The following is an 18,577-nucleotide window of genomic DNA, read 5'->3' as shown; positions in this document are numbered from 1 at the left end:
CGGTAGCCGGACCGGCGCGGCGGCGCCGGTCCGGCCGGGTGTCACAGCCCGCCGCAGTCGTTCTCGTACGGCAGGTTCGCGCGATTGTCACCCACGAAGAAGATGGCGCTGGCCAGGTAGCGGCCGCCGTCCATGCTGCTCACCTTGATCCAGACGTCGTTCCAGATGCCGTACGCCTGGACGTTCTCGCCGCGGGTCCAGCAGATGCCGTTCGCGATCGTGCCCGCCTTCATCACCCACGCGACCGGGCAGGCGGTGGACTCGCAGGTGCGGACGTTCACGTCGGCCCACGTCGTCACCTGCGGGTACGGCGGCAGCGGCACGTCCGCCTGCGCCGCCGCGGTTCCCCCGACGAGCGCGAGCACCGCGAGAAGGCTCCCCAGTAGCAACCTCATGCATGTCCTCCCAGTGGAATCAGTCGATCACCAGCAGGAAACGCGGAGCACACGTTTGGGGTTGCACGAGGCGGGTACCTGTCCTCAATGGCACGAGCTGTCTGGAGCGGGTCGATCAGTTTCGGCCTGGTGAGCATCCCGGTGGAGCTGTACAGCGCCACCGAGGACCACACGGTCCACTTCAACCAGTTCCAGCGCGGGACGTCCGACCGCATCCGGTACAAGCGGGTCAACGAGCGCACCGGCCGCGAGGTGCCCTACGACAAGATCGTGAAGGGACACGAGGTCGAGAGCGGCGAGTACGTGGTCGTCGAGCCGGAGGAGCTGGACGAGATCGCGCCGGGCCGGTCGCGCACGCTCGACATCGAGGCGTTCGTCGACCTCGACGAGATCGACCCCGTGCACTTCCAGAAGACCTACTGGCTCGGCCCGGCGAAGGCCGAGTTCTCCCGGCCGTACCTGCTTCTCGCGCAGGCGATGAAGAAGACCAACCGCGCGGGCATCGCGATGTTCGTCATGCGCGGCAAGCAGTACCTGACGGCGATGAAGGAGGACAAGGGCGTCCTCGCCGTCCACACGCTCTACTTCGCCGACGAGATCCGCCAGCCGAAGGACGTGCTCGACGTGGCGCCGGAGGGCAGGGCACCCCGCGGCAAGGAGCTCGACATGGCGGTGTCGCTGGTCGAGTCCATGGCGGACGACTGGCGGCCGAAGGCCTACCGCGACACCTACACCGAGCGCGTCACCAAGCTGATCAAGGCGAAGCAGAAGGGCAGCAAGATCGTCGTCGAGGACGAGCCCGCGGCCGCCACGGACGTCGTGGACCTCATGGAGGCGTTGCAGCGCAGCGTCGAGGCGAGCAAGAAGAAGCGCGCGGGCAAGAAGAAGGTCAGCTGACGACGAGCGCGGTAGCGTTGTCCGTGCCGCCCGCGTGCAGGGCCGCCCGCACCAGCCGCGCCGACGACGCCCCGCCGGCCATGATCGCCTCGATCCCCCTGTGCCCCAACGGCCCGTACACCCCGTCGGACACCAGAGCGAGCCGCCGCGCCCGCGTCATCGCCCGCCCGATGTTCTCGGTGGTCGCGTGGCGGACGGTGTTGGTGACGACGTGGTCCATCCTCGGCTCCGCCTTGATCCCGCGCTCGCGGAAGTACTCGCCCACCGTGTGGTCCGTCGTGAGCTGGACCAGGTCCTCACCGTCCGACGCGTACGCACGGGCGTCACCGGCCCACGCCACGTCGAAGCCGCCGTCCGGACGAGCCGCGGCGACGACGATCACCGCGTCACCCCGGTGGACCTGCAGCGCGTCGCGGGCCGCGAGGATCGCGGCGACCGGGTCGGTGAGCAGGGCCGCGGCTTGAGCGGCGGCGTGCGCGGCCTCGGCGGCGGCCGTGGAGTCACCCACGCCGTCGGCGACGACGAACGTGCGGCGGCCGTAGGCGTACGCGTCGGCGTTGTACGTGCGCGGCCCTCGGTCCGTCGCGTAGGTGACGGTGAGCGCGGTGCCCAATGGCATGGTGCGATCGATCAGCATGGCGGACCTCCCTGACCTCCACTAAGCCCTGCTCGCCTAGGAGTCTGCTGTCAGCAACCTGAGAAAAGCTCTAGAGTTCCGCCGCCCCGCGAAACCGCGGTCCGCGTCAACCGGATCGGCTCCTCGCGCGTTCACAGAGGAGACCGCCGGCACTGCGGCCGACGCGGGGCAGCGAACTGCGAGAGGTGCTTCTTTTGTGAGGTTCTCTCGGGAACGGTTACGGTGATCGTCGTGCGCTTCACGGTCTTCGGCGGGATCTCGGCGCGGACGAACGGCCGTCTGACCGAGTTCGGCCCGACGCGGCTCGCGGCCCTGCTGGGCGTGCTGCTCGTGGACGCGGGCCGCGTCGTCGGCACGGACGAGCTGGTCGAACGCGTCCTGGGCGACGCGCCGCCGCCCCGTGCCCGCGCGATGACCCAGACGTGGCTGACCCGGTTGCGGCACACGCTGCCCGGCCTGATCGAGCGCGGCGCGGCGGGGTACGCGCTGCGGGTCGATCCACTGGAGATCGACCTGCACCTGTTCCGGCACCTCGTGCGGACCGGCAGGCCGGCCGAGGCGCTGGCCCTCGCGAGAGAGGACCTGCTGTCCACGCTGGACACGCCGTGGGCCCGGCAGTGCCGCGCGGACTTCGCGGCCGAGCTGGTCGCCGCCCGGCTCGACCACGTGGACGTGCGGCTGGCCGGGGGCGAGCACGGCGCGCTGGTGCCCGAGCTGCGGACGCTCGCCGAGCGGTCCCCGATGAACGAACGCGTGGCCGCCCAGCTGATCGAGGCGTTGCACGGCAGCGGCCGCACGGCCGAGGCGCTCCAGCACTTCGAGTGCGTGCGCGTGCGGCTGGCCGAGGAGCTCGGCGCCGAACCGTCGCGGAGCCTCATGCTCCTGCACCGGCGGCTGCAGTCCGCCTCGGCGCCGCGGCAGCTGCCCGCGCCGCCCAAGCCGTTCACCGGCCGGGCGGTGGAGCTGGCCGCCCTCGACCAGGCGCCCCACGGCGTCGTGGTGATCACCGGCACCGGCGGTGTCGGCAAGACCTCGCTCGCCGTGCACTGGGCGCACCGGGTGGCGGAGCGGTTCCCGGACGGCCAGCTCTACGTGAACCTGCACGGGTTCGGGCCGAGCGGCGCGGCGGTGAGCCCCGGCGACGCGCTGCTGCGGTTCCTCGCCGCGCTCGACGTGCCGCGCGCGCAGGTGCCGCACGACCTCGCCGGGCAGTCGGAGCTGCTGCGGGACGCGTTGGCGGACAAGCGGATGCTGATGGTGCTGGACAACGCCACCGACACCGACCAGATCGAGCCGTTGCTGCCGCGCACATCCACCACCCACGTCGTGATCACCAGCCGGACGGCGCTCAAGCCGGCGCACGCGCACTCGTTGCCGCTGGGGCTGCTGCCTCCGGACGACGCCCGTGAGCTGCTGGCCGCTCGCATCGGCCACGACCGCGCCGAGGCCGAACCCGAGGCCGTCGACACGGTGGTGCGCCGCTGCGCCCGTCTCCCGCTGGCGCTCGCGGTGGCCGGGGCACGGGCGGCGACGCAGCCGGAGTTCCCGCTGGCGGCACTGGCGGACGAGCTGGCCGACCTCGACGCGTTCGCCGACGACGATGACGTCACGGCGGACCTGCGGTCGGTGTTCTCGCACTCCTGCCGGGCGTTGAGCCCGCCCGCGCTGCGCCTGTTCCGGTTGCTGGGCCTGATGCCGGGCTCGGACATCAGCCTCGCGGGCGCCGCTTCCCTCACCGGGCAACCGATGCGCGAGACCGGGGCGCTGCTCGCGGAGCTGGCGCGGGCCAACCTGCTCGACGAGTCCGAGCCCGGCCGGTTCACCTGCCACGACCTGCTGCGCGACTACGCCGCCGAGCTGGCCCTGGAGGGCGAACGCGACGAGGCGCTGCACCGGCTGCTAGACCACCTGGCGCTGACGAGCGTCGAGGCGGGCGTCGCGTTCACCCCCACCCGCCACCGCCCGGCCACCCCGGACCCGGTCGCGGGCGTGGTCGTGCAGGAGTTCGGGACGCCGGAGGAGGCACTGGCGTGGCTGATGTCCGAGCACCCGGCGCTGATGGCGGCGATGCCCCACGGCACCCCGGCGCAGACGTGGCTCATGGGCTGGTCGCTCGCCGACGTCCTGGACCGGCAGGCGCGCTACCGCGACCTGCTGACCTCCCAGCAACTCGCGGTCGCCGCGCTGGAACAGCTCGACGACACCGACGGCCTGGGCCGCACCCTGATCAACCTCGGCCGCGCGTTCAGCCGGGTTCACCGGCTCGCGGAGGCGACGGCCGCGCTGGAGCGCGCGTTCGACGTCTACCAGGGCAACCCGGCGGGCCAGGCGGGAGTGCTGCTGAACCTCGCGATGCTGCACCCGGACGACCGGATCGCGGAGGCGATGGAGCACACGCGCCGCGGGCTCGCGTTGTTCGAGGAGTGCGGCGACGAGTACGGGCAGGCCAACGCGCTGACCGGTCTGGCGTGGGGCTACGCCAAGCTGGGCGAGTACGCGAGGTCCGTCGAGTACGCCGAGCGCGTGATGCCGATGTGGCGGGCGCTGGACCACGTCTTCGGCCAGGCCGAGACCTGGGACAACCTCGGCGCCGCCTACCTGGGCCTGGGCGACCACGACCGGGCGGCCCACGCGTTCGCCGAGTCGGCCGAGCACTTCCGGCGCAGCGGCGACCTCGCGCTCGAGGCCCGCTCCTACGAGGAGCTCGGCGACACCCACGAGGCCGCGGGTGACGCCGAGCTGGCCCGGCGGGCGTGGCGGCGGTCGGTGGAGCTGTGCACGGAGGCGGGGCTGCCGGCCGATCTGGTGCTCGCCAAGCTGACGGGGTGAGACCGGGGCGGCGGGCGCCACCCCGGCTCCCCGCTACAGGCCGAACGCCAGCAGCACCGGCCCGTTCGCGTTGCCGGTGAACTCCGGGTAGTAGCCGGACTGGACGAACACCATCCCGTTCGACACCACCGCACCGGTCCCCGGCCCGGCCATCAGGCCGCCACGCCCGGTCAGCCCGTTGACCCCGCGCACGTCCTGAACGGTGTCGTAGGTCCAGATGATCCGCCCGGTCCGGGCGTCGTACGCGCGGAACTTGCCGTCCCCCGCGCCGAGCCACACCACGCCCGGCGAGCTCGACACCGGCACGCCGTGTGCCCGCGCGCAGGCCGCCTGGCCGGCCGCCCCGCCCGTGCTGCAGCCGTCCTCGGGTGCCGGGGTCTCCCACAGCACGCGACCGGTGGCCGGGTCGACCGCGAACAACTTGCCGGGGTCGGCGTAGTAGGTCGCGATGTAGAGCCGTTCGCCGTCGTAGCTCGACCCCCACTGGATGCCGGAGATGCCACCGCTGGGCAGCGGCACGCCGAGCTGCCGGCGCCACACGACCTGCCCCGTCGTGGCGTCGAACACGTGGTACACACCGGACTTCTGCCCGACGCCGACGAGCTGCCTGCCGCCGACCGTGAACAGGTTCGGCGTGGCACCGATGTCGTAGTCGAGGTTGGTGCCGTCCTCGAGCCCCGGGCAGTAGCCCTCGGCGTCCGGGGTGTTGCAGGCGTCGCGCCACGTGTCGGCGTTCGTGACCTGGTTGGTCCACCTCACCGCGCCGGTGCGGGCGTTCAGCGCCAGCAGCGAGTCGAACTCGCCGCCCTTGCCGGTGTAGTTCTGGCCCGTGCCGACGTAGAGCGTGCCGGTCCTGCGGTCGATCACCGGCGAGCTCCACACCCCGGCGCCCGACGGCTCGAACCGCTTGGCGCCGTTGGGCCACGTCCCGGCCTCGACCGGTTCCGGCACCGTGTAGTGGCGCCAGACCAACGCCCCGTTGTCGACGTCGTAGGCGTCGACGTGGCCGCGGAACGTGCAGCAGGCGTACGTGATCGGCAACGTGTTCTCGCCGCTCGACGTGCCCACGTACACCAGTCCGTTGTGGACGATCGGCGAGCTGGTGGTCGTCGAGGCGACGCCGTCGTCGAGCTGCACCTGCCACCGGAGGCGGCCGGTGCGCTGGTCGAGCGCGAAGAGCCGGCTCGTGCTGTCACCGAAGAACACCTTGCCGCCGGCCACGGTCGGACCGTCGGAGTTGTACGCGTACCGGCTCGCCGGCGGGAGCGTGAACTCCCACTTGGCGTCGCCGTTGCGCGCGTTGCGGGCGTGGAACTTCCCGTCGGGGCCGCCGAAGTACACGGTGTCGCCCACGACGGCGGGCTGGCTGCGGACCCCGTTGAAGTCACCCCTGGGATGCGCGAACGCCCACTTCAGCTTGAGCTTGCCCGCGTTGTTCCTGTCGATGCGCCACTCGGCGGCGTTGTGCCTCGACCCGGCGAGGTCCTTCTGCCACCCCGCCCAGTCGCCGCCGGCGTGGGCCGTGGCGGGTGACGAGGTCAGCACTACTAGCGCGGCCGTGAGCAGCGCTGTGGTTCTGAGCATGGAAATCTCCCCCTTCCGCCGCCCACTCTGGCAGCGGCGGAAGGGGGACGCGTCGGCTGAAAGTCTCGTCGAGGCTTAACCGATCGGTTGATGCGGCACAGCCGCCACGTCCCGGCCCTGGACCGGCCGACGGCCTCGCGCGGGCAGCACCGGTGGGCCTTGCGCGTCGTGCCGGGCGGGCATCGCACGGACGCGGCCACCTCGTGCGGGCCGGACGCGCGGGGGGTCGCCGAGATCACCGGCGCGGTCAGCGCCATCGCGCACGCGAGCACCAGTACGACTTTCCCGATCACCATGCGCAGATCTCACCGCGTGTTCGTGGGAGACCGGTGAGGATCGTGTCACGGTTCTGCCACAACGACGTGGCCGACGAACCCGCTGAACCGCTCCACCAGCGGACCACCACCGCGGGCGAGCTCGCGCCACAGGTCGCGGTGCCCGTCCAGCGCCAGGCGGTCGTCCACCAGCACGACCACGAACCCCTGCCGTGCCAGCTCCTCCGCGTACGCGTCGCCGCCCCGGAAGCTCAGCACCAGCTTCCGCTCGCCGACGAGGGTGCGCGGCGCGTGAACCGCCGCTGTCAGGCCGTTCTCCCGGTACTCCATCCGCATCACCGCGGGAACGTCGTCGGCGTGCGGCGGCGTCGTGGCCGCGGTGCTCTGCGCCGTCAGCACCATCGCGAACACGACGAGCGCGAGAAGTCCCCCGATTCGTCCGGGCCCGATTGCCATGGACCCGATCTCATCGAGCCCATGTGCCGCGAACGTCCGCGCTTTGTCACGGTTCTGCCACAGCCGCCTCGATGCCGTCGAGGAGCACGCGCAGCCCGCCGCGGAAGTTCTCGACGGCGTCGTTCTCCAGGTACGGCAGCTCCGGGTCGACGGGCTCGCGGTCGCTCTCCAGGACGTGGAGCATGGGGTACTTCTCCGCCAGCCCTGGCTCGATCTCCAGGAGCACCGCGGACCGCGCGTACCACCACTCCTCGTCGGCCTCCCCCGTCGCGCCGCTCGCCGCCCGCGCCTCGGCGACGGTCTGGGCCGCTCCGCGCACGAAGTAGTTGATCGCGCCCGCGATGCCGCGCAGCCGACGGCCGGGCAGGCCGGTCGAGACCAGGATCGCCGCCAGCGACTCCGTCACGCCGAACTCGTGCGGCCCCAGCACCGGGCGTGCCTGCGACACCTGCAACACCCACGGGTGGCGGCCGTAGCACTCCCACATGTCGTGCGCCCACCGCGTGACCGCCGGGCGCCAGCCGTCCTCCAGCGGGTAGGAGGTGGGCAGCTCGGCCATCGTGCGGTCGTACATGAGGTCGACGAGCTCGTTCTTGCCGGGCACGTACGTGTAGAGCGCCATGGCCGTGCGTCCCAGCCGCTCCCCCACCGCGCGCATCGAGAACGCCATGCCCTGCTCGTCGGCGACGGCGATGCCCGCGTCGACGATCACGTCCACGCCCAAGCCCGGCTTCGGGCCGGGCCGCTTCTCCGCGACCGGCCCGCGCCAGAGGAGCTCGATGGACCGGCGCGGGTCGCCCTGACCTGCGTAGACGACCACGGTTGCGACTCCTTACAACGTAAAGTAATCTCGTCGATCGATACTTTACGCCATAAAGAATCATCATGGGGGAACAGCTGTGAACGCTGTCGCAGACAGCCACGACGTGATCCAGGTCCGCGGGGCGAGAGAGAACAACCTCGCGGACGTGTCGCTCGACGTCCCCAAACGCCGGCTGACCGTCTTCACCGGCGTGTCCGGCTCCGGCAAGTCCTCGCTGGTCTTCGGCACGATCGCGGCCGAGTCGCAGCGCATGATCAACGAGACCTACACCGCGTTCCTGCAGTCGTTCATGCCGGCGATCGGGCGGCCGGACGTGGACGCGCTGCACAACCTGAGCGCGGCGATCATCGTCGACCAGGAGCGGATGGGCGCGAACTCGCGGTCCACCGTCGGCACCGCCACCGACGCCCACACGATGCTGCGGATCGTGTTCAGCCGCCTCGGCGAACCGCACGTCGGCACGTCCGGCGCGTTCAGCTTCAACCTGCCGGAGGGCATGTGCCCGGCCTGCGAGGGCCTGGGCAAGGTCACCACCATCGACGTGGACGCGATCGTCGACCGGTCCAGGTCGCTGAACGACGGCGCGATCGACGCCCCGAACTACGGCGTCGGCACCTGGTACTGGCAGGTGCTCGCGAACTCCGGCCTCTACCCCGCGGACAAACCGATCTCCGAGTTCACCGAGCAGCAGCTCGACGACTTCCTCCACAAGCCCACGACGAAGCTGAACATCGGCGGCACGAACGTCACCTACGACGGCCTGATCTCCAAGCTGCAGCGGACGATCCTGGCCAAGGACCGCGACTCGATGCAGCCGCACGTCCGGGCGTTCGTCGACCGCGCGGTCACGTTCGCGACCTGCGGGAGCTGCCGGGGCGCCCGCCTGAACGAGGCGGCGCTGGCCTCGAAGATCCGCGGCGTGACCATCGCCGACTGCTGCGCCATGCAGATCAGCGACCTCGCGAAGTTCGCGCACTCGATCGACGACCCGTCGGTGGCGCCGCTGCTGGCGACCTTGCGCGACACCCTCGACTCCCTCGTCGAGATCGGCCTCGGCTACCTGTCGCTCGACCGCGAGTCCGGCACGTTGTCCGGCGGCGAGTCGCAGCGCGTCAAGATGGTGCGGCACCTGGGATCGTCGCTCACCGACATCACCTACGTGTTCGACGAACCGACCGTCGGCCTGCACCCGCACGACATCCAGCGCATGAACAACCTGCTCTTGAGGTTGCGCGACAAGGGGAACACGGTCCTCGTCGTCGAGCACAAGCCCGAGACGATCGCCATCGCCGACCACGTGGTCGACCTCGGTCCCGGAGCGGGCGTCCACGGCGGACATGTCTGCTACACCGGCGACGTGGCGGGCCTGCGCACGTCCGGCACGCTGACCGGACGGCACCTCGACCACCGCGCCAAGATCCGGCCGCAGTTCCGCTCCCCCCGTGGTTTCCTGACGATCGAGGGTGCCCGGCTCAACAACCTCAAGGACGTCTCGGTCGACCTCCCGCTCGGCGTGCTGACCGTCGTCACCGGCGTCGCGGGCTCCGGCAAGTCGTCCCTGATCCACGGGTCGCTGCGCGGGCGCCAGGACGTCGTGACGGTCGACCAGTCCGCGATCCGCGGCTCGCGCCGGTCCAACCCCGCCACCTACACCGGCCTGCTCGACTCGGTCAGGACCGCGTTCGCCAAGGCCAACGGCGTGAAGGCGGCGTTGTTCAGCGCGAACTCCGCGGGCGCCTGCGAGAACTGCAAGGGCATCGGCCTCGTCTACACCGATCTGGCGATGATGGCGGGCGTCGCGACCGTGTGCGAGAAGTGCGAGGGCAAGCGGTTCACGCCGGAGGTGCTGCGCTACACGTTGCGGGGCAAGAACATCAGCGAGGTGCTCGCCATGTCCGTGGCCGAGGCCCGCGAGTTCTTCCCGTCCGGCCAGGCGCGCTCCGTGCTGAGCCGCCTGCACGACGTCGGCCTGGCGTACCTGTCGCTCGGCCAGCCGCTCACCACGCTCTCCGGCGGCGAACGCCAGCGGCTCAAGCTCGCGATCCACCTGGCGGAGAAGGCCTCGACGTACGTCCTGGACGAACCGACGTCCGGCCTGCACCTCGCCGACGTCGACCAGCTGCTGGGCCTGCTCGACCAGATGGTCGACGCCGGCAACACCGTGATCGTGATCGAGCACCACCAGGCCGTGATGGCGCACGCCGACTGGATCGTCGACCTGGGTCCCGGCGCGGGCCACGACGGCGGCCGGGTCGTGTTCTCCGGCACCCCCGGCGACCTCGTGTCCACTTCGGACACCCTGACCGCCCGGCACCTGAAGGAGTACCTGTCGTGAGCACGCTGACGGTGACCTCCGTGGCACCCCTCACCCCGCGGATGACCCGCGTGACCTTCACCGGCGACGGGCTGGCGGACGTCAGGACGTGGCCCGACCAGCAGCTGAAGCTGTTGTTCCCCAAGCCCGGCTGCTCCGCGTCCGTCTCGGACTCCCCCGACGTCGGCGTCTGGTACCAGGCCTACCTGGCGGTGCCCGAGGCCGAACGGCCGTGGATGCGCAGCTTCACCGTCCGGTCGCTGGCCGGCGGGGTGCTGACCGTCGACTTCGTGCTGCACGGCGACCACGGACCCGCGTCGGCGTGGGCCGCGAGGGCTCAGCCGGGCGACGTGATCGGCCGGTTCGGGCCGTCCCCCGACTACGCCCGTCCGGTGGGAACCGCGGACCTGCTGGTGTTCGCGGGCGACGAGACGGCGTTGCCCGCGATCGCCTCCCTGCTGGAACTCCTGCCGTCCGGGCAGCGGTTCGCCGCCATCATCGAGGTCGCGGACCCGCTGGAAGAACAGGACGTCCCCGGCGTGCGGTGGGTCCACCGCAGCGCGGGAGAGGACCTGGTCTCGGCCGTGAGGGCGGTCGAGGTGCCGGCGTCGACGTGGGTCTGGCTCGGCGGCGAGGCCTCCGCGGTGCGGACCCTGCGGCGGCACTTCGTCGCGCTCGGGGTGCCCAAGGAGGAGATCGAGTTCGCCGGCTACTGGCGGCGGTCGCTGACCCAGGACGACGCGCCCACTGCCGACGACCTGGCCGAGGCCCAGGAGCGGATCGCCGCTCTCGGCGAGTGACCCGACCGCGGCGAACGTTGGTCTCCCACCTGCACGCGAACATTTATTTCACTCAACACTGAAGTAATAGCGCTGAACACTTCTCACGTTGTGGACGTGGGAGACGGCTTCACCGGAACGGCCTACCGTGCGCCACGACAGATCAATCCGATGAAGCAGGTCAACGTTGTCCACTCCCGTCGCGCGGTCGGTGCCCGCCGCGATCCGGTCGGTGCTCGCGAGGGACCGCTGGGCGCTGACCGGCACCGTCACCGTCGTGGTGATCGCACTGGTCGCGATCTTCGCGGACCTCCTGACCGCCCTCGAGGGCCACGACCCGTACACCTACGACGCGACCGCGCTCGACCCCGCCACCGGCCTGCCGGCGGGGTCGCTCGGCGGGGTGAGCGGTGAGCACTGGTTCGGCGTCGAGCCGCTGACCGGCCGCGACCTGTTCGCGATCGTGGTGCACGGCGCGCGCACGTCGTTCCTCATCGGCCTCGCCGCCACGCTGGTGTCCATCGGGCTGGGCGTGCTCATCGGTGCCGCCGCCGGGTACCTCGGCGGCTGGGTCGACCGGGTGATCACGTGGAGCGCCGACGTGTTCCTCGGCTTCCCGTACCTGGTGTTCATGATCGCGCTCGGCGCGGTGGTGCCCGCCGAGTTCCCGCGGACGCTGCTGCTGGTCGTGGTGATCGGGTTCTTCGGCTGGCCGTCGACGGCGCGGATCGTGCGGGCCCAGGTGCTCACGCTCAAGGAGCGCAACTTCGTGAAGGCCGCGCGAACGCTGGGCGCCTCGCCGTGGCAGGTGTTCCGCTCCGAGCTGCTGCCGAACCTCTGGGGCCCGGTGCTGGTGATGGCAACGTTGTCGGTGCCCGGCAAGATCGGTCTGGAGGCCGCGCTGTCGTTCCTCGGCGTCGGCGTGCTGCCGCCCACGCCGAGCTGGGGGCGCTCGATCAGCGCCGCGATCGACTGGGTGGCCGTGGACCCCGCGTACCTGTTCTTCCCAGGACTGGCGCTCTTCGCCGTCACCTGGGGCTTCAACGCGCTGGGTGACGGCCTGCGGGACGCGCTCGACCCCCGGTCGGTGACCCGGTGATCCGGCTCGCCCTGACGCGGCTCGGCGGCATGGTGCTCGTGCTGCTGATCGTCGCCTTCTGCACGTTCGTCGTGTTCTACCTCGTTCCGTCGGATCCCGCGCTGCTGGCGTGCGGCAAGCCGTGCACGCCGGAGAACCTCGCGCTGGCGCGGGAGTTCATGGGCTTCGACGCACCGTGGTGGCAGCAGTTCCTGACGTTCGTCGGCGGCATCTTCACCGGCAGGACGTTCGGCACCGGCGCGACCGCGATCCACTGCGCCGCACCGTGCTTCGGCTACTCGTTCCGGCAGAACACCGACGTGCTGGAGCTGATCGGCGGCCGGTTGCCGGTCACGTTCTCGCTCGCCGTCGGCGCCGCCGTGCTGTGGGTCGGCGTGGGGGTGGCGATCGGCGTGTACGCCGCGCTGCGCAAGGACTCCTGGTTCGACCGGGCGGCGCTGGCCGGGTCGGTGATCGGGGTGTCCGCGCCCGTCTACCTCGTGGGCCTGCTCGGCATCCTCGTGCTCGGGTTCCAGCTGAACGTGGTACCGGTCGGCAACTACACGCCGTTCGCCGAGGACCCGGTGCGGTGGGCGTGGGGCCTGGTCCTGCCGTGGTGCGTGCTGGCGTTCGCGCACGGCGCCCACTACGTGAAGCTCACCCGCTCGCAGATGCTGGAGACGATGAGCGAGGACTTCATCCGCACCGCCCGCGCCAAGGGCGTGAAGGAACGGACCGTCGTCGGCAAACACGCGCTGCGCAACGTGTTGCTACCCGTCGTGACGCTGACCGGCATCGAGTTCGGCTCGCTGCTCGGCGGCGCGGTGATCACCGAGCGGGTGTTCAGCCTGCCGGGGCTGGGCGGCCTGCTGATCGACGCCGTCCACAACCGCGACCTGCCGACGCTGCTCGGCTGCACGTTGTTCGCCGGTTTTCTCGTAGTCGTCGCCAACGCCGTCGTCGACCTGTCCTACGGCCTGCTCGACCCGCGAGCACGGCTCACCTGAGGGAGGAAAGTCCGTTGTACAGCAAGAGGATTCTTGCCGTGGCGCTGGTCGGGGCCCTGGGGGTGGCCGCGTGTGCCGCGAACGACCAGAAGGCTCCCGGTGACGCCGCGGCCAAACCGGACAAGGGCGGCACGCTGCGCATCCTGTCCGAGTCGCGCACGATCAACTTCGACCCGGCCAAGTCGTCGAGCCTCGCGATCACCACGCTCGGCCTCGTCCACCGCAGGCTGACCGGGTGGCAGAACGCCGTGGGCCAGCCCGCGAAGGTCGTCCCCGACCTCGGCGACACCGGCAAGACGACCGACGGCGGCAAGACCTGGACGTTCGTGCTGCAGGACGGCCTGAAGTTCAGCGACGGCACGCCGATCACGTCCGCGGACGTGAAGTGGGGCGTCGAGCGGTCGTTTGCGCCGGCGTTCGGCGGCGGCCTCGGCTACCACAAGGACCTGCTGGGCGGCGCCGGCTACCAGGGCCCGTTCGAGGGCAAGGAGCTCGACTCGATCGAGACCCCCGACGCCAGGACGATCACGTTCAAGCTGACCCGCCCGTACGGCGACTGGCCGTGGATCGCCTCCACGCCCGCGTTCGCGCCGGTGCCGAAGGGCAAGGGCGCCGAGCCCGACTACCAGGAGCACGCCATCGCGTCGGGCCCCTACCAGATCGCGACGTACTCGAAGGGCGTCGAGGTCAAGCTCTCGCGCAACCAGAACTGGGACGGCTCCAAGGACCAGGTCCGCGCCGGCCTGCCCGACGACATCGTGATCCAGCTCGGCCAGGACGCCTCGGTCGTCTCGCAGCGCCTCGCCGCGGACTCCGGTGACGACAGGTTCGCGTTCGGCGCCTCGTTCGCCTCCCCCGCCCAGCTCGCGCAGCTGCAGGCCAACGCCTCCGCCAAGTCGCGCGTCGTCACGTCGAAGTCGGGTGCCATCGCCTACCTCGCGCTGAACACGCAGAAGGCTCCGCTGAACAACGTCAAGGTGCGCCAGGCGTTCCAGTACGCGGTCAACAAGTCCGCCTACCAGATCGCCTCCGCCGGCACCGCCGCGCTGGCCGGTGACGCCGCCACCACGTTGATCACGCAGGGCATCGAGGGCCGCGAGCAGTTCGACCTCTACCAGACCAAGCCCGAGGGCGACCCGGAGAAGGCCAAGGCGCTGCTCGCCGAGGCCGGTCTCCCGAACGGCCTGGACGGCCTCACACTGGTGCTCAACAAGTCCAACAACCAGACCGAGAAGGCCGAGGCCATCCAGGCGGCGCTGGCGCGGGCGAACATCAAGGTGACGCTGCGGTCGCTGGAGGCCGACGCGTACGAGACCGAGACGAACCTCTCGGACAACCCGGCCTACGACCTGACCCTGTCGTCGTGGCAGCCGGACTTCCCCAGCGCCAACGCGAACATCCAGCCGTTGTTCGCCACCTCGGAGATCGGCAAGGGCGGCTACAACACCTCGCGGTACTCGAACCCCGAGGTGGACAAGCTGATCGAGGAGGCGCAGTCCACAGTGGACGCGGTCGAGGCCGGCAAGAAGTGGGCGGCGATCGACAAGAAGATCCTCCAGGACTCGCCGGTCGTGCCGTTGATCTACACCCGCAACTCGTTCATCCACGGCTCGAAGGTCGGCAACTTCTTCATCGCCGACTTCCCGGCGTACCCGAACTACCTCCAGGTGGGTATCACCAAGTGAGTGCCCTGCTGTCCGTCGAGAACGTCTCGGTGGACTTCGGTTCCTCCCCGGCGGTCAGCGAGGTCTCGTTCTCGCTGACCGCCGGGGAGGTGCTCGCCGTCGTCGGCGAGTCCGGTTCCGGCAAGACCGTGACCGCGATGTCGTTGCTCGGGCTGCTGCCCGCCACCGCCTCCGTGTCCGGACGGGCTTTGCTGGGCGGGCGCGACCTGTACTCGTTGTCCGCCGAGGAGCTGCGCGAGGTGCGGGGCAACGAGGTCGGCATGGTGTTCCAGGAACCCATGAGCGCCCTCAACCCGGTGTTCACGATCGGCAGCCAGATCGTCGAGGCCGTGCGGGTGCACCGGTCCGTCTCGCGGGCAGAGGCCCGTGCGCGGGCGGTGGAGCTGCTGCGGCTGGTCGGGCTGCCTCCCGAGCGGTTCAAGGCCTACCCGCACGAGATGTCCGGCGGGCAGCTGCAGCGCGTGGTGATCGCGATGGCGGTGGCGAACGAGCCGTCGTTGCTGATCGCCGACGAGCCGACGACGGCGCTGGACGTGACCGTGCAGGCCGAGGTCCTGGGGCTGCTGCGGGACCTGCGCGACCGGCTCGGGGTCGCGATCCTGCTGATCACGCACGACATGGGCGTGGTCGCGGACCTGGCGGACCGGGTCGTGGTGATGAACGCGGGCCGGGTCGTGGAGACGGGTCCGGTCCAGGAGGTCTTCTCCGCACCGCGCGAGGCGTACACGCGGACGTTGCTCGACTCGGTGCTGCCGCTGGAAACCCGCGAACTGCCCGTCCGCGCCGTCCAGGAGCCGGTGCTCGTGCTGTCGGACGTCTCGGTGACGTACGGCAAGGTCCGCGCGGTCTCCGAGGTGTCGCTGGAGATCGGGCGCGGTGAGACGCTCGGCCTGGTCGGCGAGTCCGGGTCCGGCAAGTCGTCGCTCGGCGGCGCGATCACCGGCCTCACCCCGTACGGCGGGCGGATCACCGTGACGGGCAAGGAGGTCTCGGCGCTGCGCAGGGCTGACCGCGGCCGCATCGGGCTGGTGTTCCAGGACCCGCTCTCGTCGCTGAACCCGCGCGCCACGATCGCCCGCTCGATCGCCCAGCCGCTGGTGCTGCACACGGCGCTGCGCGGCGAGAAGCTGGCCGCGAAGGTCGACTCGCTGCTCGACGCCGTGCAGCTGTCCCCGGCGTTGCGCGACCGCTACCCGCACGAGCTCTCGGGCGGCCAGCGCCAGCGCGTGGGCGTCGCCCGTGCCATCGCACTGGACCCGGACCTGCTGATCGCCGACGAGCCGACGTCGGCCCTGGACGTGACGGTGCAGGCCCGCGTGCTGGACCTGTTCCGGTCGCTGCAACGCGAGCTGCGGTTCGCGTGCCTGTTCATCAGCCACGACCTGGCCGTCGTGCAGCACCTCGCCGACCGCGTCGCCGTCCTGCACCGGGGCCGCGTCGTGGAGGAGGGAACGTCCGTCTTCGCCGCGCCGCAGGACCCCTACACGCAACGATTGCTGGCTTCGGCGCTTACCGTGTCCGTATGAGGACCAACTGGGCGGGCAACGTCACGTTCACGGCGGCCGAGGTCGTCACGCCGGCCACGGCCGACGACCTGCGCGCGCTCGTCCGCGGCTCCTCGGCCGTGCACGTGGTGGGCTCGGGCCACTCGTTCAGCCCGATCGCCGACACCACGGGCACCCTCGTGTCGCTGGCGGGCCTGCCCCCGGTGTTCGAGGTCTCCGGCTCCACGGTCCGGGTCAGCGCGGGCATGACCCTGGCCGACCTGTCCGTCCGGCTGTTCGACGCCGGCCTGGCCCTGCACACGCTGCCGTCGCTGCCCCACATCACCGTGGCCGGCGCGGTCGCCACCGCGACCCACGGCTCCGGCTCGCACTCGCTGTCCGGCGCGGTCCGGTCGCTGGAGGTCCTGCGAGGCGACGGCTCGGTGGTCTCGCTGACCTCACCGGGCGCCGTCGTGTCGCTGGGCGGCCTGGGCGTCGTCACCACCGTCACGCTGGACGTCGTGCCGTCGTTCGAGGTGGCGCAGACCGTCTACGAGGACGTGGCCTGGACGACGCTGCTGGTCCAGCTCGACCAGATCTTCGCCGGCGCCTACAGCGTGAGCGCGTTCGTCGACTGGCAGGGCGGCGCGACGCTGTTCGTGAAGCACAAGGTCGGCGAACCGTCCTTCACCTTCCCCGGCCGCGCCGCCTCGTCACCCGTTCACCCGGTACCAGGCCAGCCCGCCCTGCACTGCACGGTCCAGGGCGGCGTGCCCGGCCCGTGGCACGAGCGCCTGCCGCACTTCCGCGCCGAGTTCACCCCGTCCGTGGGCGAGGAGCTGCAGACCGAGTACTTCGTGCCGCGATCGCGCGCCGTGACGGCTCTGCGCGCACTGGCGGAGATGTCGACCGTGATCTCGCCGCTGGTGCAGACCTGCGAGATCCGCACCGTCTCGGACGAGGCCGCGTGGCTCAGCCCCGCCTACGACCGCGACAGCCTCGCCATCCACTTCACCTGGGTGCCGAACACGCCCGCCGTGCTGGCGCTGCTGCCCCGGCTGGAGGAGGCGATCGCTCCGCGGCCGCACTGGGGGAAGCTCTTCACCGTGCCGCCGACGCTGCTGGCGGCCCGGTACCCGCAGTGGGACGCGTTCCGGTCGCTGTTGACCGAGCACGACCCGAAGGGCGTGTTCCGCAACGAGTTCCTGACCCGCTACTTCGGGTCGCCCACGTCAGGCTGACGGCGGGTCGCCGTCCCCGGCCGGTGTGTCGAGCCTGGCCACGAACGACCTGCACTGCTTGCGCCAGCCCGACTCCTGGCCGTCCTCCAGGCACTTCTTCAGGAGCGCCACCACGTCACGCCTGAGGTGCGGGCCGTCGACCAGTTGTTCGCGGCTTTCGAGCTCGTGCGCCAACCGCCGGCGCACACCGGCGTCCGACATGTCCAACGCGGACAACGCCGTCACCGCGACGACGAAGTCGATGCCCAGCAGTGCCGGGATCAGGCGGCGGCCGATGCCCACGTCGTCGGAGGCGTTGGCCACCGACACGAGCATCTCGAACATCTCGAGTTCGGCCGGGCGCGTTCGGTACAGCGCGGCGATGTGCTCGACGGCCAGTCGCTGCACGCCCTGCTCGGAGCTCGACACGAGTGCTCGCACCAGCTCGTCGTCCGCCGCCTGCCTCAGCGCGAGTGCGGCGACGGCCCGCTTGCGCACGATCTTGTTCTCGAGCTCGTCCGCGGCGATCTGCGCCACGACCGCCAGGTCCGCGGTCGTGAGCCGCTCCGGTTCCGACAGCAGACCGTGCACCGCGGACCGGGCAGCGCGTTCCTCCCGGCCGCGCACCAGCTCGGAGAAGAGCAGCGCCAGGTGCCGCCGCAGCTCCACCCCGAACAGGCCCGGCTCGTAGGGGACGATCGTCTGGGCACGGCCGGACTCGAGCTCGCTCAGGACCTCGACCAGCTTGCGCTTGTCCTCCCTGAGGGTGTCGAGGTCCTCCACGTTCTTGCGGAGCGTGAGGTACTCCCGGTAGGTCTTCTGGCGGCAGAAGATCAGCAGTGCCTTGCCCAGGCTCAACGCCTCGCGGAACTCGGTCTGCCAGGTGATCTCCCCGACCTGCTCGACGACGGCGAAGACGCAGACGTCGGCCCGCCGGACGGTCGCCCTGGAGTTGTCCGGCCAGCTCGAGGACGTCTTGTTGTCGTAGACCATCCGACCGGAGGTGAAGTGCAGCGACTCCCCGCCGAACTCCCCGACGACGGCGTCGAACTCCCGCTGCACCTCGTCGATGTCCGAGGCCCCGCAGAGCATCATGGTCAGCACCGGTCTCACC

At 71.0% G+C, this 18,577-nt stretch carries 16 protein-coding genes; 10 read left to right on the top strand and 6 right to left on the bottom strand.

Annotation, left to right across the window (positions count from 1 at the left end):
- Positions 1–41: 41 nt before the first annotated feature.
- Positions 42–395: a hypothetical protein gene (locus ACFWV3_RS27760; RefSeq protein ID WP_382415196.1), complete on the bottom strand. Its 354-nt coding sequence runs from the start codon at positions 393–395 to the stop codon at positions 42–44.
- A gap of 87 nt (positions 396–482) precedes the next feature.
- Here ACFWV3_RS27760 and ACFWV3_RS27755 point away from each other — a divergent pair, with 87 nt between their 5' ends.
- On the top strand, positions 483–1,292 hold the full coding sequence (locus tag ACFWV3_RS27755; RefSeq protein WP_382415194.1) for a Ku protein: 810 nt from the start codon (positions 483–485) through the stop codon (positions 1,290–1,292).
- Here the strand turns inward: ACFWV3_RS27755 and ACFWV3_RS27750 are convergent.
- Complete coding sequence (locus ACFWV3_RS27750) at positions 1,285–1,929, bottom strand: PP2C family protein-serine/threonine phosphatase (protein WP_382415193.1); 645 nt, start codon at positions 1,927–1,929, stop codon at positions 1,285–1,287. The two genes, ACFWV3_RS27755 and ACFWV3_RS27750, sit on opposite strands and share 8 nt — an antisense overlap.
- A 231-nt stretch (positions 1,930–2,160) precedes the next feature.
- On the opposite strand from ACFWV3_RS27750, the gene ACFWV3_RS27745 reads away from it, so the two are divergent.
- Positions 2,161–4,758 carry a BTAD domain-containing putative transcriptional regulator gene (locus ACFWV3_RS27745; protein ID WP_382415191.1) on the top strand — a complete coding sequence of 866 codons (2,598 nt, stop codon included), beginning with the start codon at positions 2,161–2,163 and terminating at the stop codon, positions 4,756–4,758.
- Between the two features lie 33 nt (positions 4,759–4,791).
- Here the strand turns inward: ACFWV3_RS27745 and ACFWV3_RS27740 are convergent, their stop codons facing one another.
- Entirely contained in the window at positions 4,792–6,342 is a 1,551-nt protein-coding gene (locus ACFWV3_RS27740; protein ID WP_382415189.1) for a PQQ-binding-like beta-propeller repeat protein, read from the bottom strand.
- Positions 6,343–6,432: 90 nt separating this feature from the next.
- Between ACFWV3_RS27740 and ACFWV3_RS27735 the strand changes: the two genes are divergently transcribed.
- Positions 6,433–6,675, top strand: a complete 243-nt coding sequence (locus tag ACFWV3_RS27735; protein ID WP_382415187.1) for a hypothetical protein — start codon at positions 6,433–6,435, stop codon at positions 6,673–6,675.
- Between the two features lie 8 nt (positions 6,676–6,683).
- Here the strand turns inward: ACFWV3_RS27735 and ACFWV3_RS27730 are convergent, their stop codons facing one another.
- The gene (locus ACFWV3_RS27730; protein WP_382415185.1) at positions 6,684–7,073 is read right to left on the bottom strand and encodes a hypothetical protein; all 390 of its coding nucleotides are present in this window, start codon (positions 7,071–7,073) and stop codon (positions 6,684–6,686) included.
- Between the two features lie 46 nt (positions 7,074–7,119).
- Complete coding sequence (locus ACFWV3_RS27725) at positions 7,120–7,893, bottom strand: TetR/AcrR family transcriptional regulator (protein ID WP_382415183.1); 774 nt, start codon at positions 7,891–7,893, stop codon at positions 7,120–7,122.
- Between the two features lie 79 nt (positions 7,894–7,972).
- Between ACFWV3_RS27725 and ACFWV3_RS27720 the strand changes: the two genes are divergently transcribed.
- The 7 genes from ACFWV3_RS27720 to ACFWV3_RS27690 all read left to right on the top strand — a co-directional run bounded on the left by ACFWV3_RS27720 (position 7,973) and on the right by ACFWV3_RS27690 (position 17,484).
- Entirely contained in the window at positions 7,973–10,231 is a 2,259-nt protein-coding gene (locus ACFWV3_RS27720) for an ATP-binding cassette domain-containing protein (protein ID WP_382415181.1), read from the top strand.
- Entirely contained in the window at positions 10,228–11,010 is a 783-nt protein-coding gene (locus ACFWV3_RS27715; protein WP_382415179.1) for a siderophore-interacting protein, read from the top strand. The genes ACFWV3_RS27720 and ACFWV3_RS27715 overlap by 4 nt, the downstream gene beginning before the upstream one ends.
- 166 nt (positions 11,011–11,176) lie before the next feature.
- Positions 11,177–12,088, top strand: coding sequence for an ABC transporter permease (locus ACFWV3_RS27710; RefSeq protein WP_382415178.1), 912 nt, complete (start codon positions 11,177–11,179; stop codon positions 12,086–12,088).
- On the top strand, positions 12,085–13,074 hold the full coding sequence (locus ACFWV3_RS27705) for an ABC transporter permease (RefSeq protein ID WP_382415176.1): 990 nt from the start codon (positions 12,085–12,087) through the stop codon (positions 13,072–13,074). The genes ACFWV3_RS27710 and ACFWV3_RS27705 overlap by 4 nt, the downstream gene beginning before the upstream one ends.
- A 38-nt stretch (positions 13,075–13,112) precedes the next feature.
- Positions 13,113–14,759: an ABC transporter substrate-binding protein gene (locus tag ACFWV3_RS27700; RefSeq protein ID WP_382415175.1), complete on the top strand. Its 1,647-nt coding sequence runs from the start codon at positions 13,113–13,115 to the stop codon at positions 14,757–14,759.
- A complete protein-coding gene (locus ACFWV3_RS27695) occupies positions 14,756–16,285 on the top strand; it encodes a dipeptide ABC transporter ATP-binding protein (protein ID WP_382415173.1) in 1,530 nt (509 codons plus the stop codon). Before ACFWV3_RS27700 ends, ACFWV3_RS27695 begins: the two co-directional genes overlap by 4 nt.
- Positions 16,282–17,484, top strand: a complete 1,203-nt coding sequence (locus ACFWV3_RS27690) for a D-arabinono-1,4-lactone oxidase (RefSeq protein WP_382415171.1) — start codon at positions 16,282–16,284, stop codon at positions 17,482–17,484. Before ACFWV3_RS27695 ends, ACFWV3_RS27690 begins: the two co-directional genes overlap by 4 nt.
- Here ACFWV3_RS27690 and ACFWV3_RS27685 read toward each other — a convergent pair.
- Positions 17,476–18,567, bottom strand: a complete 1,092-nt coding sequence (locus tag ACFWV3_RS27685; protein WP_382415169.1) for a hypothetical protein — start codon at positions 18,565–18,567, stop codon at positions 17,476–17,478. The two genes, ACFWV3_RS27690 and ACFWV3_RS27685, sit on opposite strands and share 9 nt — an antisense overlap.
- Positions 18,568–18,577: the final 10 nt, after the last annotated feature.

This window comes from Lentzea sp. NPDC059081, assembly GCF_042738015.1.
Taxonomy (GTDB): domain Bacteria; phylum Actinomycetota; class Actinomycetes; order Mycobacteriales; family Pseudonocardiaceae; genus Lentzea.
The sequence above is the reverse complement of the archived record's forward strand: the minus strand, read 5'-3'. Positions and strand labels throughout refer to the sequence as shown.